The organism is Actinoplanes sp. NPDC048988 (assembly GCF_043197815.1).
Classification (GTDB): Bacteria; Actinomycetota; Actinomycetes; order Mycobacteriales; family Micromonosporaceae; genus Actinoplanes.
Genome location: NZ_JBICTW010000018.1, coordinates 124,042 through 138,634, shown reverse-complemented (window position 1 = coordinate 138,634; position 14,593 = coordinate 124,042). Strand labels below are relative to the sequence as shown.

Sequence of the window (14,593 nt, the reverse complement as noted above, 5' to 3'; positions counted from 1 at the left end):
GGCTTAAGCGGCGGCAGGCTCCGGCTGGCGTTCCGGCTCCTCGGCGGGGATGCCCGGGTCCATGCGGAAGCTCACCGCGGCAAGCGCCAGCCCCGTCAAGGCGAGCAGCACTCCGATCCAGGCCGAGGACAGGTAACCCCAGCCGGCCGCGATGACCGCGCCGCCCAGGGCCGCGCCCGCGCTGTTGGCGACGTTTGAGGCGGACTGGTTGACCGCGGCGCCCATCAGCTGGGCGCCCGGTGCGACGGCGATGAGGCGGGCCTGCAGGGCCGGGCCGATGAACAGGCTGGCCGCGCCGACCAGGAAAGCGCCCAGGAACAACCCGGCCGGGTGACGGGAGACGAGGCCGAACAGGGCGATGGTGGCGATCATCGCGGTGAAGCCGAGCAGGACGCTGCGCCTGAGGTTTTTGTCGGCCGCTACGCCGCCGACCGCGTTGCCGACGGTCATGCCGACGCCCATCACGGCCAGCACCCACGGGACAGCCGACTCGGAGAGGCCCGTGACGTGGGTGGTGACCGGGGCGATGTAGCTGTTCACCGCGAAGAAACCGCCGAAGCCGATGGCCGCGACGGCGGCGGCCAGCCAGACCTGCGGTGAGCGGAAGGCGGCCAGTTCGGAGCGGGGTGAGCCGCCCGGGTTGGCCGGGATCTCCGGGACGGTGGCCAGGACGGCGAGCAGGGTGAGGGCGAAGACGCCGGCCACGGCCAGGTAGGCGGCGCGCCAGCCGGCGGCCTGGCCCAGGCCGGTGATCAGGGGCACGCCGAAGACGTTGGCCGCGGTGAGGCCGCCGAGGACCAGGGCGAAGCCTTTGCCTTCGCTGCCGGGGCCGAGCATGGCCGCGGCGAGCAGGCCGGCCGCGCCGAAGTAGGCGCCGTGGGCCAGTGCGGCCACGAACCGGCCGGCCAGGACGAGTTCGAAGGTGGGCGCGAGCGCGGAGGCCACCGTGCCGACGACGAAGAGGCCGAGCAGGGCGACGACCAGGCGGCGGCGCGGCCATCGGGCGGTGAGGGCGGCGATCGTGGGTGCGCCGGCGACCACGCCCAGCGCGTAGATCGAGATCATCCAGCCTGCCTTGGCCACCGCGTCCGGTGCGGAGTGCGCGTACTCGGTGGGCAGCAGGTCCTGCGCGAGGTTGGGCAGCAGGCCCATGGCGACGAACTCGGTGAGGCCGAGGCCGAAGCCGCCCAGGGCGAGGGCGAGCAGGGCCGCCCAGCGGCGGCCGGAGGTCAGGTGTTCCACGTGATCGACTCTAGAACGTTCTAGTAGCCGTGGCTTTAGAACGTTCTAGTCGTCACAGGTAAAGTTCCGGCCATGAGCCGGACCACGCTGGCCGACGTCGCCGCCGAGGCGGGAGTCTCGGTGGCGCTGGTGTCGATCGTGATGCGGGACGCGCCCGGTGCCAGCGCGGCCACCCGGGCCCGGGTGCTCGAGGTCGCCCGCCGGCTCGACTACCAGCCCGACAACCGGGCCCGCCTGCTGCGCAGCGGGCAGAGCCGGCTGCTCGGGGTCGTCTTCGGCGTCGCCCACCCGTTCCACGACGATCTGCTGACCGGGCTCTACGACGCGGCCGAGCGGGTCGGCTACGAGCTGACGCTCAGCGCCATCACGCCCCGGCGCGACGAGCGGGCGGCCATCGCCGGGCTTCTGCAGGACCGGTGCGCGGCCCTGGTGCTGCTCGGGCCGCTGATCCCGTCGGCCGAGCTGGCCACCCTGGCCGGGCGGCTGCCGGTAGTGGCCATGATGCGCTCGGTGCGGCAGCGCCAGGTCGACGTGGTGCGCACCGACGACGCCCGCGGGCTTCACCTGGCCGTCGACCATCTGGTGGCGCTCGGGCACAGCCGGATCGCGCACGTCGACGGTGGCAAGCATCAGCCGAGCTCGGCCGACCGGCAGAAGGGCTACCGCGAGGCGATGCGGCGGCACGGCCTCGAGGCGTACATCAGGGTCGTCGGTGGTGGGCCGGGCGAGGAGGACGGCGCCCGGGCGGCGCGGGAGCTGCTGACCGCCCCGCCGACGGCGGTGACCGTCTTCAACGATCTCAGCGCGGCCGGGCTGCTCGACGTGCTGCGCCGTGAAGGGCTGGCCGTGCCGGGGGACATCAGCGTGGTCGGGTACGACGACAGCAGTTTCAGCAGCATGGCCCACATCGACCTGACCACCGTGGCCCAGGACATCGAGACCATGACGACGCTGGCGGTGGCCCGGGCGGTCGAGCGGATCGACGGCGCGGCCGTGGCCAACCGCGAGGTGGTGATCCCGCCCCGGTTGATCATTCGGGGGACCACCGGGCAGCTCGACTAAGTTCGTCCCTTTTCGCGCCGACCGTAGAGATATGCGGGCTGCGTGGGCGCTGGTGCCGATCCTCCTGCTGGGCGGGTGCGGCAAGTCGGACACGCCGAGCACGCCGGCGACGACCCCGGGAGGGCAGCCATGGGTGCGGGTGTCGTCGGGCAGCCGGACGCCGAGCCCGGTCGTGACCTACACCGGCTCGCCGCGGCCCGGGCTGCCGCCGGTCTCGTTCCTGCCGACCAGCACGGCCTGCGCGGCCGGCTGGCCGGACGCCGACCAGGTGCTGATTCCGATGATCGTGACGCCGGGCGCGGGTTCGTTCTCGGTGCAGTGGCCCAACCGGTTCGGCAACACCTACCGGATCACGGCGGTGCCGCAGGAACTCGTCTCCGGAGCCCAGCCCGATCCGGTATGGAAGACCATCACCACCGGCGCCGAGTGCAACGCCAGCGCGTCCATCACCGGGCTTCAATCGGGCAAGCCGTACGTCATCTGGCTCGACGCCCCGAACACCCCGCGCGGGGTCGACGGATCCAGAAGTCTTTACAGCGGTAAATCAGGAGTAGTCAGGCCGAAATAGTGTTCCGGCCGCTCCACTTGGCCGCGTACAACCGGTCGTCCGCCGCCCGGAAAAGCTCCTCGCCGGTCATGCCCTCCCGCAACACGGCCAGGCCCACACTGACGGTCAAACGCACGCCCGGCAGTACGTCGGAGCGGGCCACCGCCGTGCGGATGCGCTCGCCGACCTCGCGGCCCACCGCGAGATCGCCGCGCAGGAAGACGGTGAACTCGTCGCCGGCGTAGCGGACCGGCACGTCCTCGGCCCGGCAGTGGGCGCGCAGTATGCGGGCCACCTCGCGCAGCGCGCGGTCGCCGGTGCTGTGCGAGTACGCGTCGTTTATCGCCTTGAAGTGGTCGACGTCGACCAGCAGGAGCACCAGCGGCGCGGCCAGCCGGCCCCGGTCGATCCGCTCGAGCAGCAGGTCGAAGCGGCGCCGGTTGTCCAGCCCGGTGAGCGGGTCGCGCAGCACCTCGCGTTCGGCCCGGGCCCGGGCCGCCTCGGACTCCTCGCGCTGGCGGGCCTGGCGCAGCATGCCGAGCCGCTGCAGGCGCAACCGCCACAGCTCGCCGGTCTGCCCCTCGACCGCCTCGAACAGGTCGCGCCCGGCCTGCCCGCCGTCGGCGGCGAGCGCGGTCAGCGCCATCTCGAACCGGATGATCGTCTGCTCGTCGGGGCGCGGGCCGAACGCGCACAGCTCACGGGCCGCGACGAACTCGGTGCGGGCCTCGGTCAGCGCGCCCTGCTCGCGCAGGCTGATGCCGAGCGCCAGGTGGGCCATCCGGGCGTACCGGTAATTCTCGGTGGCCCGCAGCGGCAGCACGGCCTCGCGGACGGTCTTCTCGGCGAGCACGTCGTCGCCCAGCTTGGCCAGGGCCAGGGCCAGCATCGCGGTGGCGGCCAGGTCGTCCGGCCGCTGCTCGACCTGGCGCCGGGTGATGGCGGCGCTGCGGCGCAGCCGGGTCGCGCCCTCGTCGTGCCGGCCGACGTGGCTCAGCCGCAGGCCCCAGTGCAGCAGCGTGGCCGCGTGGACCAGGCCGAACTCGGGGTGGGTGACGCTGAGCCGCTCGTACGCCTCGGCCGCGGTCTCGTACATCTCGGCCGTGGACGCCGCCTCGGCGAACGAGCACAGCGCCGACACCCAGCGGTCACGGTCGTGGTGGTCGCGGTCGAGCAGCACGGCCGCGCGGGCGAGGTTGCGCATGCCGTCGACGAACCGGCCGCGCAGCACGTCGAACTGCGCGAGGTCGCACAGCACCTTGGCCTCGCCGAGCATCGAGCCGGCCGCCCGGTGCAGGCGCAGTAGCCGCCCGCCGAGTTCGGCCGCCTCGGCTATGCGGCCCATGTGCAGGTTGGCGTACATCTTGCCCTGGACCAGGAAGGTGATCGTGCGGTCGTCGCCGACGGCCCGGGCGAGGGCGAGGTAGGCGTCGGCGGCCTCGATCGCCTCGCGACCGCGCCCGGTCGTCGCCAGCCGGTGTACCCGGAGCGCCAACAGGTGGAGCGGCCCGAACGCGGTGACCGGCACGGGAAGCATGTCCCCAGTATCAACAAAAGTTCTCAGATCAACTAACGCCGGAGTACTTGTCGAGACCGTCCACCAGCAACTCGAGACCGAGTTCGAAGCGCTCGTCCACACTGCCGCCCACCAGGGCCGTGGCGTACGTCGCGATATGAGGGTAAATGTCGGCCGGGAGCTGTTCGAAGTAGGCGAGCGTCTCGCGGCCCAGGTCCGACAGGAACGTCTCCTTGTCGGAGCCGGCGCCCTTCACCTGGTCGCGCCAGATCGAGTATTCGTACGCGTCGGCGGTGATGTAGAGGAAGATCCGGTCCATCGCCCAGGCGCCGATCCGGGGCGGGATGCCGCCGGCCAGCATCATGCCGAACATCGCGTTCGAGATGCGCAAGGCGTTCGGCCCGGTGGGGATGGTCGCGATCGCGGCCCGGGCCAGGTCGTTGTGCTCGATCATCACCTGGTGGCCGGCGCGGGCCAGTTCCTTGATCTGCTCCTTCCACCGGGGCGGGTCGAGCTCGGGGATCGGCAGCAGCGCGCACATCTCGTCGAACATGAGCCGCAGCAGCTCGTCCTTGTTCGCCACGTGGGCGTAGAGGCTGGACGGGCCGGTGCCGATCTCGGTCGCGACGCGCCGCATGCTGAGCGCGTCGATGCCCTCCTCGCGCACGACGCGCAGGCCGATCCGCACGATCTCGGCACGGGTGATGGTTTTTCTCGGGGGACGTTCCGCAGGCCAGGTCATCGGCGCCTAATTTACGTTGCGCTGAACGCCGTTCGCCAGTAGAACGGTGTTCGTGCTGACGAACACTGTTCAACCCGACACCGCGTACCGATATCGCTGGGTCGCGCTCTTCGTGATCCTCGCCGTCGAGGTCATGGACCTTCTCGACGCGCTCGTCACCAACATCGCCGGACCGGTGATCCGCGACGAGATCGGCGGCAGCTACAGCCTCATCCAATGGCTGGGCGCCGCGTACACCCTGGCCATGGCCGTCGGCCTGCTCACCGGCGGCCGGCTCGGCGACATCTTCGGCCGCCGCCGCATGTTCCTGATCGGCGCCGCCGGCTTCACACTGGCCTCGCTCGTCTGCGGCCTGGCGCAGAGCCCGGCCCAGCTGATCACCGCCCGGGCCGTGCAGGGCCTGTTCGGCGCGGTCATGCTGCCTCAGGGCCTCGGCATGATCAAGCAGATGTTCACGCCCGGCGAGCAGGCCAAGGCGTTCGGCGCCTTCGGGCCGGTGATGGGCCTGTCCTCGGTCGGCGGGCCGATCCTGGCCGGCTGGCTGGTCGACGCCGACTACTTCGGCGCCGGCTGGCGCATGATCTTCTTCATCAACCTGCCGCTGGGCCTGTTCGCGATCTTCGGCGCGGTGCGCTACCTGCCGGAGTTCCGCAGCGCCAAGGCGCCGCGCCTCGACGGGCTGGGCGTGGTCCTGGCCGCGGTGGGCGCCTTCCTGCTGCTCTTCCCGCTGGTGCAGGGCCGGGAGCTGGACTGGCCGGTGTGGTGCTTCGCGCTGCTGGCCCTCGGCGTCGTGGTCTTCGGCCTGTTCGCCGTCTACGAGGCGCGCCGCGAGCGCACCGGCCGGGACCCGCTGGTCACCCCGAGCCTGTTCCGCAAGCGGGCCTTCTCCGGCGGGCTCGCGGTCGGGCTGGTCTTCTTCGCCGCCCTGATCGGCACCGGGCTGGTCTTCACCTTCTATCTCCAGATCGGCCTGGGGTATTCGCCGCTGAAGGCCGGTCTGACCACATTGCCGCAGGCCCTGGGCACGGTCGCCGGGTTCGTGGCGGCGGGGGCGGGCCTGGCTGAGCGCTTCGGCCGCCGGCTGCTCCAGCTGGGCACGGTGGTCATGATCGTCGGCACGGCCGCGTTCGCGGTGTCGGTCCGTCTCGCGGGGGCGGACGTGACGCCGTACAAACTGATCCCGGGTCTGGTCCTGGTCGGCGCGGGCATGGGCCTGGCCATGGCCCCGTTCTTCAACATCGTGCTGGCCGGCGTCGACGACGAGGAGACCGGGTCCGCCTCGGGCGCGCTGACCTCGGTCCAGCAGCTGGGCGGCGCGTTCGGCATCGCCGTGCTCGGCACGATCTTCTTCGCGATCCTGCCCGGCCAGGTGGCGTCCCACGTGGACAGCTCGTCGTCCCGGCTGACCACGGTGCTGACCGCGGCCGGTGTCCCGTCCGACACCCAGCCGGCGGTGGCGGCCGGTCTGCGTGACTGCCTGCGTGACCGTACCGCCGAGGATGATCCGGACGTCGTTCCGCCGAGCTGCCAGGGTGCTCCGCCGCCGGCGTCCGTTCAAGACTACGGGCGGGAGCAGGTCCGCGCCGGCTTCGAGGAGGCGACCATCCGCACCACAGGGGTGACGATCGCGCTCCTGCTGCTGGCTCTGTGCCTGTCGTTCCTGCTACCCCGCAAGGCCAGGCCGGAGGTACGGGATTAGCGGGTCACCGGCAGGCCCGCGGCCCGCCAGGCGGCGTACCCGCCGTCCAGGTCGGTTGCCCGGTGCAGGCCCAGGTCCTTCAGCGCGGCGGCGGCCAGGCTGCTCGTGTAGCCCTCCTGGCAGGTGACGATGACCTCGAGGTCGTAGTCGCCCGCCCACGGCAGCCGGGCGTCGCTGCGCGGGTCGAGACGCCACTCGAGGACGTTGCGCTCGATGATCACGGCGCCCGGGATCTCGCCGTGCTCGGCCCGCTGGGCGGCCGGGCGGATGTCGACCAGGACGGCGCCGCGCGCCATCGCGGCGCGGGTCTCGTGCGGGCCGACCCGGCTCAGCCGGGTGCGGGCCTGGGCCAGGATCTCGTCGATGCCGAGTGAGCCCGGCGGCGGGGACTGGAGCGCGGTCGTCACCACTGCACCCCGGCGCGCTCGACGGTCAGCACCTCGAGCGCCTCGGCGCCCACCCGGTACCGGGTCATCGTGGTCAGCGCCGGCCCGTAGACGTGCACGCTGATCGCGGGGCGGCTGGAGCGGTTGGTCATCCGGTGGATGTGGTGGGTGCCGAAGCGGCGGCCGGCGCCCTCGCCCAGCTCACGCGACGTGACGCGCGGGGCCCGGCCGGCCTCGGCCGACACCGTGTCCTCGGTGAGGGTGCCGCTGAAGACGTGGAAGGCGCCGGCCGAGCCGCCGTGGTCGTGCAGGTCGGTGCCCTGCCCGGGAAGCCAGGTCAGCAGCCAGACCTCGTAGTCGTCGGTCACCGTCAACCGGTGGTACCAGCGGTCCACGGGATTGAAGCGCGGGGCCACCGGCCACTGCTCGGGCGCCGCGGCGAAGCGGGTGGCGATGGCGAGATGGTCGAGGCGAGTGTCGACGACGGTCATGGGACCTCCCTTTGCATACATAACCTACCGGCTCTATAGGTTTACCAGCTCAACGTGATCAAGGCTAGTGGAACGCGCGGGCGATCGGGGGAAGTTCCCCGATTACGGACATGCCGGAAACCGTCGCTGCACAGTGGATTGTCGGAAGAGTGAAAGAAGCTCGCGGCCGTTTGCCTCTTTCGGGTCACGCGCGGCGCGGCCGTCTGCGATCGGGCCGATACTCTCCGTAAAAGAAATACACAGAACCATCACCGGATCGGTTCTCCGCCTCAGCCGTTAAGGCGGAAATCGCTCTGAGCAGGTTCTCCTCTATGGAGAAAGCTATATGGTGACGTCGATCCGGAGGTCACCTCGCCCGCCTCCTCGCAATCTCCGACGAAGAACCCCCGACGAACGAGGACGGACACGTGTTGAAGTCACGCCGCGGTCTTCTTGCCGCCGGTCTAGCCGTTGCCGTGGTCGGCGCCTTCGGCGTCGCTTCGACCCTCAGCGCGGGCGCGGACCAGATCGTGCCACCCACGGCCGCCGAGGCGTCCGCCGCGGTGGAGGCGCCGCCGACACCGCCCACCCTCCTCCCCTGGGGCGAGCGTCCTAAGAAGATCAAGCGTGGTAAGGCCGGCGCCAGCGCCAAGTCGCTGCGCGCCGCCGGCCTCTCGGCCGCGGCCAACGACACCAGCGGCTCGGTGATCCCCCAGGACGAGGAGGGCCCCAAGGGCCGCTTCCACACCACGTCCGACGCGCTCCGTACGGAGAAGACCGACATCGCGCCCCCCGAGCCGCCGTCCGACACCACCGGCGACCAAGAGGTCAAATACCTCTACAACGTGGGTGCGCAGGACGCCGAGACCGACGGCGTCTACGCCAACGTGACGATCTCGAAGCCGCGCCTCGAGGAGAGCGACTACCACTCGCTGGCCGAGCTGGCCCTGCAATCCGCCGACGGCCGCCAGATCGTCGAGGTCGGCTGGACGGTCGACCGCCTGGTCAACGGGGACGACGACCCGCACCTGTTCGTCTTCCACTGGGTCGACAAGAAGCCCGCCTGCTACAACGGCTGCGGATTCGTCCCGTACAGCAAGACCATCAAGCCCGGCGACACCCTGTCGTACGACGTCAGCAAGAAATTCGGCATCCAGTACGTCAAGAACGCCTGGTGGATCGCGTACGACAGCGAGTGGGTCGGCTACTTCCCCGAGACGCTCTGGAAGGACAAGGGCATCTCGTTCAACCGCTCCGGCCTCATCCAGGTCTTCGGTGAGGTGGCCTCGACCACCACGACGCCCTGCTGGACCCAGATGGGCAACGGCAAGCGGCCCAAGAAGGACGGCGCCGCCGCCAAGATGGCCAGCGTGACCTACCTCAACGGCCCGACGGTGGAACTGGAGCTCAGCACGACCAACGAGGCCTACAAGCCGTACATCAGCCCGAACACCTTACGAACGTTCCAGTTCGGCGGCCCCGGCCCCTGCGAAAAGGACGAGGACGAGCAGTAAAGGAAAACACCTGAGCACGCCGCCCGGTCCCGGCGAGGGGGACCGGGCGGCGTTTCTTATTGTCGCGTCGTCGAACCGAGTTCACCGCGAAGGTGTAATACCTTGTGGCGGACCGGTACCGGGAGGGCGGGCGCGATGCGGCGACGGGTGAGCCCCGACGAGGAGCTGATGACCGCGCTCTACAACGAGCACTACGCGGTTCTGCTCAGCTTCGTCATGCGCTATGTGCACGACCGCCACCGGGCCGAGGACCTGGTGCAGGAGACGTTGCTGCGGGCCTGGAAGCACATCGACACGCTGGAGACCGACACCGGGCGTACCCGTTCCTACCTGCTCACGATCGCGCGCAACGTGGTGACCAACGCGTGGCGGGCCGAGCAGCGCCGGCCGCATCTGGTCGCCGACGAGGCCGCGGTCAACGCGATGCCGTCGGCCGACAACGTCGACCAGCTGGTCGAGGGGTGGCTGGTGGCGGAGGCGCTGGAACGGCTCTCCGACGAGCATCAGGCCGTGGTCCGGGCCATGTACTACGAGGGGCAGAGCGTGGCCGACGCGGCGCGGAAGCTGTCCGTGCCGGAGGGCACGGTCAAGTCGCGCGCCTACTACGCGGTGCGGGCGCTGCGGACGGCGTTCGAGGAGATGGGGGTGCTGCGATGAGCGCCGATCCCCGCGAGACCCACGACGACCTGCGGCGGCTGCTCGGCGGTTACCTGCTCGGCGGGCTCGACGAGAGCGACACCGACCGGCTCGACGCCCACCTGCGCGACTGCGACGAGTGCCGGGACGAGCTCGACCGGCTCGCCCCGGTTCCGGAGCTGTTGCGGCGTCTGCCGGCCGCGGACAGGTCCCGGCCGCCGGTCAGCATGACGGCCCGGCCCACTCAGGAGAACATCGACGGGCTGCTGCGGCGGATGCGGGCCGAGCGTCATCGGGAAACCCGCCGCGCGGGGGTCCGCTGGCTGGCCGCGGCGGCCGTGGTGCTGATCGCGGTGGCGGTCGGCGCCGGGGTGATCCGCGGAAGCCGGCAGGACAATCGGCCGGCCGCGCTGCCCAGCGCCGAGCTGGTCACGGCCCAGTTCGAGCCGGCGCAGGGCAGCGGCATGTCGGGTCAGGCCGTGCTGACCCCCAAGACGTGGGGGGTGTCGGTCGCCCTGGACGTGACCAAGCTGCGCGGTGAGGGGCCGTTCCACTGTCAGGTGCGCGGTTCGTCCGGCCAGGTCGAGCAGGCCATGGTGTGGGGGCCGACGCCGAGCGGCAACGCCAAGGTGATCGGCGCCAGCTCCTTCCAGATCCGTAACGTCCGGTCGATCGAGGTGGCCGACCACAACGGCCACGTGCTGGGCAAGGCGACTCTCAACTGAGAGTGCGCGCCGCGTCCCAGCGGGCCGACATGGCGACGTAGAGGGTACGGGCTTCGTCCGGCCGTCCGCCCTCCTCGAGCGCCTGCGCCAACTCGAAGACCCGGCCCACCTTGCGGTAGTGCTCGGCCGCGGTCAGCGCCGGCGCCGGATCGCCCGTGAGCAGGGACTGGCAGCGCAGATGGGCCGCGTAGGCGCGGGCCGGGCGCACCTCGCGGTCGGCCTCGGCCGCGCCGATCGCGGCCGCCCGCTCGGCGATGTCGTCGCGGCCCTGGGCGCGGGCCAGGCGCACCACGCCGGGCAGCCACTGGTGGCGCAGCATGATCGGCGCGTAGGCGGGTTGCAGCAGCGGCTGGAGCAGTTCCAGGGCCTCGTCGGCCCGGCCCCGCTGCTCGGCCGCGAGCGCCCGCGCCACCAGTAGGAAGTCGCAGTTCTCGCGTTCCGCCTCGCTGGCCGGCACGGCGTCGGCCGCGCCCAGGTGGGCGGCGGCCAGATCCTGCTGGTCGCGGTGCAGGGCGATCAGCGCGGCCACGCCGTGCAGGAGCATCGTGATCGCGCCCGGTTCGCGCCGGCCGTGGAACGTGATGTCGCCGCTGACCTCGCCCACCTCGGCCAGCGCCTCGTCCCAGCGGCCGAGCCAGTAGTCCTGCACGGCCGCCGTGACCCGCAGCCCGGCCGGCAGGGGCTGCTCGGCGCGGCGCAGCGTCTCCTGCGCCTCCTCCAGGCGGTCGAGGTTCTGCAGGGAGAACAGACGGTTGTCGAGCAGGTCGTACGACAGGGAGGACTCGCCCCGCACCACGGCCAGGGCCCGGTCGGCGTGCTCCAGCGCCCGCTCGTGGTCGCGCCGGATCGAGCTGGTCAACCAGATCGTCTGGAGCGCGAAGGCCGTCTCGTACGGCTGGCCGGCCGCCACCGCCTCGTCGTGCACCCGCCGCGCCCGCTCCTCGGCCCGGTCGAGGTCGTCCAGGTCGCCGCGGCGGAAGTTGGCCAGCAGCACCCGGTGCCGCGAACGCCAGATCGACGGCACCCGGGGGTCGTCGACGGCCTCGCGCAGCATCGCCACCGCCTCCGCCTCCTCGCCCCGGCGGTGCCGCATGGTGGCCAGCAGCTGGCGCATCTCGGCCCGGTCATCCGGGTCGGCGGCGAGGCTCAGCGCCTCCTCGGCCTCGGACATCGGGAAGCGCTCACGCCGGAACTCGAGGCGGACCAGGGCCACCAGCAGCACCCCGCGCTGACCGGCCGAGGGCAGGTCGGTGGCGAGGGTGCGCCGGATCAGGTCGCCGGCGATCTGCGGCGCCCGCCGGACCACCTCGGCGTGGTGCTCGACCAGCCACGACAGCACCCAGGTGTCGACCGCCGGCGCGGACGCGTTGAGCTGCTCGGCGACCCGGGTCAGCGGGGCGCCCCCGGCCGCCAGGACCTCGGCCGCGTGCCGGTGCAGACCCGCGCGCAGCGCCGGCGGGACGCTGGCGACCAGGGCCTGGCGCAGGAACGGGTGGCGGAACGCCAGGTCGCTGCCGCTGTCCACCAGCACGCTGGCCGACAGCGCCTCCTCCAGGGCGCCGACCAGGTCGAGGGCCGAGCGCCCGGTCACCGCCACGACCTCGCTGACCGAGAACTCCGAGCCGAGCAGGGCGGCCAGCCGCAACACCTCGCGGGTCTCGCCGGAGAGCACGTCCAGGGCCGCGTGCACCGCGTCGAGCAGGGTCTGCGGCGGGTCGACGGTCACGTCCGGGCCGATGTCGGCCCGTCCCCCGGCGATCTCGACCGCGTCGCGCTGCCGCAGCGCCTCGACCAGCTCCCGGGCGAACAGCGGGTTGCCGCCGGAGCGGGCGGCCAGCGCGCGCAGGTGCGGGCCGGGCGGGGCGCCGATCATCGTGCCGACCAGGCGGTCGAGCTCGGCCGGGGCGAGCGGTCCCAGGTCGAGCGGCATCCGCTGCCGGGCCCGGACCCGGTTGCGCAGCGCGGCCTGATGCGCGTCCGGCCGGGCCGCGGCCACCAGCAGCAGCGGTGTGCGCGGGATCAGGGCGAGCAGCCGCTCCCAGACCCGCACGGTCGCGCTGTCGGCCCACTGCATGTCGTCGACGATGAGGATCAGCGGCGCCGCGCCGCAGGCCGACCGGACGGCGGCGACGATCTCGTCGTCGGCCGGTTCCGGCCCGTCGGAGTCCCGGGGCTGGCCCAGCGCGCGGAACAGCACCTGCAGCGGCACCCGGGAACCCAGTTGGTCGGCCGCGCCCCAGGCCACCCGGCACCCGGACCGGGCGGCGTCGGCGAAAGCGTGCGTGAGCAGCTCGGTCTTGCCGATGCCGGGCTCGCCGGAGATCCAGACGGCGCCGCCGATGCCGGCCGCGACCGAGCGGACCAGACTCCGGAGGTGATCGATCTCGGCCACCCGGCCCACCCAGGAGCGCCGGGCCAGCCCGTCCCGCAGCGCCTTGGCGATCGGGGTCGGCACGACCGTGCGCTCCTCGGTGCCGCCGAGCACCTGACGCTGCACGGACCGCAGTCCCGGACCGGGCTCGATACCCAGTTCGGCCACCAGCGTGCGCCGGGCCGTGCGGAAGACCTCCAGCGACTCGCCGTGCCGGCCGGCCTGGTGCAGCGCGCGCATCAACAACTCGTGCAGCGGCTCGTGCAGGGGATGGTCGTGGACCAGGGCGGTCAGCTCGGCGATCAGGCCGTCGTCGCCGCCGGCCTCCAGCCGCAGGCGGGCCCGCTGCTCGGCCGCGGCCAGCCGCAACTCGGCCAGCCGCTGCCGGTCGAGCTCGAGGAAAGGGCCGGCCAGGGTGGCGTACGCGTCCCCGCGCCACAGCGCCAGCGCCTCGTCGAGCCGGGTCACCGCGGTGGCGGCGTCGCCCGCCGCGAGCGCGGCGCTTGCCTGCGCACGCAAGGTCTGGAACCGCGCCGAGTCCAGCTGCCCCGGGTCGAGACGCAGCAGATAGCCGCCGGCCCCGGTGCCGAGCATCTGCGGCTCGAGCATGCGGCGCAGCCCCGACACGTACGTGTAAACGCTGCCGACCGCCGTCGCCGGCGGCGAGTCGCCCCAGGTCGCGGTGATCAGCTCGTCGCGCCCGACCGTGCGCCCGGCGTGCGCCGCCAGCACCGCGAAGACCGCCCGCTGGCGCGCCGGGCCCAGATCGATCTCGTCCGCGCCGATCCACGCGCGCACCGGCCCGAGCACACTGACGCGCAGGTCGTTCGCCACGTGTCCTCCCGGGTCGGTAAGGGTCAACTTCGAGGGAGACGGGGCTGGGTGTCAATGGATAACACAAACGGCACGGACGGGCACTGATCGGGGTCAGCGCTTCCCACCCCGCACCAGCCTCTGGTGGACTGTTTCATCGGCCTTCCCGGCCCGATGAAGGTTCCGTGAAGGTTCTCTGAAGGCGCTTCTCACAGACTGGCTCCACCGCCAGACAGGGGAGCAGCCGTGGAACAGATCCGGGTCGCCGTGCAGGCGACAGACCCGCTCAGCCATGCCGGACTCGCCGCGTTGCTCCAGTTCCGGAGCGACCTGACCGTCCTGCGCAACGCCCAGCGGGCCGAGGCCGACGTGCTCGTGGTGGCCGCCGAACGGCTGAGCACCGAGGTGGTGGCCAGCCTGCGCCGGGCCACCGGCGAGACCAGCGCGCCGGTTGTGCTGGTGGTGCAGGACATCGACGAGGGTGACCTGCTCACGGCCGTCGAGTGCCGGGTCGTGGCGATCCTGCCGCGCGGCGCGGTGAACCCCGACCGGCTGGCGCACAGCGTGCGGGCGGCCGCCACCGGCGGCGGGGTGATGCCGCCCAACCTGATCGGCGAGCTGCTCAAACACGTCGAGCGGATGCAGCGTGACGTGCTCGCCCCGAACGGGCTGAACGCGTCCGGGCTGAGCCCGCGCGAGGTCGACGTGCTGCGGCTGATGGCCGACGGCTTCGACACCAACGAGATCGCCGGAAAGCTCTGCTATTCGGAGCGCACCGTCAAGAACGTCATCTACGGCGTCACCCATCGCCTGAAGCTGCGTAACCGCTCGCACGCCGTCGCATATGCCTTGCGCGCGGGAATGATCTAA

General features: G+C 72.0%; 13 protein-coding genes. 7 read left to right on the top strand and 6 right to left on the bottom strand.

The window, feature by feature from the left end; genetic code table 11:
- Positions 1-3: 3 nt before the first annotated feature.
- Positions 4-1,242 carry an MFS transporter gene (locus ACGFJ7_RS38565; protein WP_360246381.1) on the bottom strand — a complete coding sequence of 413 codons (1,239 nt, stop codon included), beginning with the start codon at positions 1,240-1,242 and terminating at the stop codon, positions 4-6.
- Positions 1,243-1,314: 72 nt separating this feature from the next.
- Here ACGFJ7_RS38565 and ACGFJ7_RS38560 point away from each other — a divergent pair, with 72 nt between their 5' ends.
- Entirely contained in the window at positions 1,315-2,304 is a 990-nt protein-coding gene (locus ACGFJ7_RS38560; RefSeq protein WP_392646891.1) for a LacI family DNA-binding transcriptional regulator, read from the top strand.
- Between the two features lie 31 nt (positions 2,305-2,335).
- Positions 2,336-2,872: a hypothetical protein gene (locus ACGFJ7_RS38555; RefSeq protein WP_360246377.1), complete on the top strand. Its 537-nt coding sequence runs from the start codon at positions 2,336-2,338 to the stop codon at positions 2,870-2,872.
- Here the strand turns inward: ACGFJ7_RS38555 and ACGFJ7_RS38550 are convergent.
- Positions 2,859-4,388, bottom strand: coding sequence for a GGDEF domain-containing protein (locus ACGFJ7_RS38550; protein ID WP_360246375.1), 1,530 nt, complete (start codon positions 4,386-4,388; stop codon positions 2,859-2,861). The genes ACGFJ7_RS38555 and ACGFJ7_RS38550 overlap by 14 nt on opposite strands.
- A gap of 28 nt (positions 4,389-4,416) precedes the next feature.
- A complete protein-coding gene (locus tag ACGFJ7_RS38545) occupies positions 4,417-5,109 on the bottom strand; it encodes a TetR/AcrR family transcriptional regulator (RefSeq protein ID WP_360246373.1) in 693 nt (230 codons plus the stop codon).
- 52 nt (positions 5,110-5,161) lie between these two features.
- Here ACGFJ7_RS38545 and ACGFJ7_RS38540 point away from each other — a divergent pair, with 52 nt between their 5' ends.
- Complete coding sequence (locus ACGFJ7_RS38540; protein ID WP_392646888.1) at positions 5,162-6,808, top strand: MFS transporter; 1,647 nt, start codon at positions 5,162-5,164, stop codon at positions 6,806-6,808.
- Here the strand turns inward: ACGFJ7_RS38540 and ACGFJ7_RS38535 are convergent.
- Positions 6,805-7,215, bottom strand: coding sequence for a rhodanese-like domain-containing protein (locus ACGFJ7_RS38535; protein ID WP_360246369.1), 411 nt, complete (start codon positions 7,213-7,215; stop codon positions 6,805-6,807). The two genes, ACGFJ7_RS38540 and ACGFJ7_RS38535, sit on opposite strands and share 4 nt — an antisense overlap.
- Positions 7,212-7,685 carry a cysteine dioxygenase family protein gene (locus tag ACGFJ7_RS38530; RefSeq protein WP_360246367.1) on the bottom strand — a complete coding sequence of 158 codons (474 nt, stop codon included), beginning with the start codon at positions 7,683-7,685 and terminating at the stop codon, positions 7,212-7,214. Before ACGFJ7_RS38530 ends, ACGFJ7_RS38535 begins: the two co-directional genes overlap by 4 nt.
- A gap of 407 nt (positions 7,686-8,092) precedes the next feature.
- On the opposite strand from ACGFJ7_RS38530, the gene ACGFJ7_RS38525 reads away from it, so the two are divergent.
- The 3 genes from ACGFJ7_RS38525 to ACGFJ7_RS38515 all read left to right on the top strand — a co-directional run bounded on the left by ACGFJ7_RS38525 (position 8,093) and on the right by ACGFJ7_RS38515 (position 10,539).
- Positions 8,093-9,178: a neprosin family prolyl endopeptidase gene (locus ACGFJ7_RS38525; RefSeq protein WP_360246365.1), complete on the top strand. Its 1,086-nt coding sequence runs from the start codon at positions 8,093-8,095 to the stop codon at positions 9,176-9,178.
- A gap of 135 nt (positions 9,179-9,313) precedes the next feature.
- Positions 9,314-9,835, top strand: coding sequence for a sigma-70 family RNA polymerase sigma factor (locus tag ACGFJ7_RS38520; RefSeq protein ID WP_097328795.1), 522 nt, complete (start codon positions 9,314-9,316; stop codon positions 9,833-9,835).
- On the top strand, positions 9,832-10,539 hold the full coding sequence (locus tag ACGFJ7_RS38515) for a zf-HC2 domain-containing protein (RefSeq protein ID WP_360246363.1): 708 nt from the start codon (positions 9,832-9,834) through the stop codon (positions 10,537-10,539). The genes ACGFJ7_RS38520 and ACGFJ7_RS38515 overlap by 4 nt, the downstream gene beginning before the upstream one ends.
- Here ACGFJ7_RS38515 and ACGFJ7_RS38510 read toward each other — a convergent pair.
- Positions 10,532-13,744: a BTAD domain-containing putative transcriptional regulator gene (locus ACGFJ7_RS38510; RefSeq protein ID WP_360246361.1), complete on the bottom strand. Its 3,213-nt coding sequence runs from the start codon at positions 13,742-13,744 to the stop codon at positions 10,532-10,534. The genes ACGFJ7_RS38515 and ACGFJ7_RS38510 overlap by 8 nt on opposite strands.
- A gap of 225 nt (positions 13,745-13,969) precedes the next feature.
- Between ACGFJ7_RS38510 and ACGFJ7_RS38505 the strand changes: the two genes are divergently transcribed.
- Positions 13,970-14,593, top strand: coding sequence for a response regulator transcription factor (locus tag ACGFJ7_RS38505; protein WP_360246359.1), 624 nt, complete (start codon positions 13,970-13,972; stop codon positions 14,591-14,593).

Coding starts and splice junctions, on each gene's coding strand:
- ACGFJ7_RS38560 (WP_392646891.1), top strand. CDS start 1,315: ATGAGCCGGACCACGCTGGCCGACGTCGCCGCCGAGGCGGGAGTCTCG.
- ACGFJ7_RS38555 (WP_360246377.1), top strand. CDS start 2,336: ATGCGGGCTGCGTGGGCGCTGGTGCCGATCCTCCTGCTGGGCGGGTGC.
- ACGFJ7_RS38550 (WP_360246375.1), bottom strand. CDS start 4,388: ATGCTTCCCGTGCCGGTCACCGCGTTCGGGCCGCTCCACCTGTTGGCG.
- ACGFJ7_RS38545 (WP_360246373.1), bottom strand. CDS start 5,109: ATGACCTGGCCTGCGGAACGTCCCCCGAGAAAAACCATCACCCGTGCC.
- ACGFJ7_RS38530 (WP_360246367.1), bottom strand. CDS start 7,685: ATGACCGTCGTCGACACTCGCCTCGACCATCTCGCCATCGCCACCCGC.
- ACGFJ7_RS38520 (WP_097328795.1), top strand. CDS start 9,314: ATGCGGCGACGGGTGAGCCCCGACGAGGAGCTGATGACCGCGCTCTAC.
- ACGFJ7_RS38515 (WP_360246363.1), top strand. CDS start 9,832: ATGAGCGCCGATCCCCGCGAGACCCACGACGACCTGCGGCGGCTGCTC.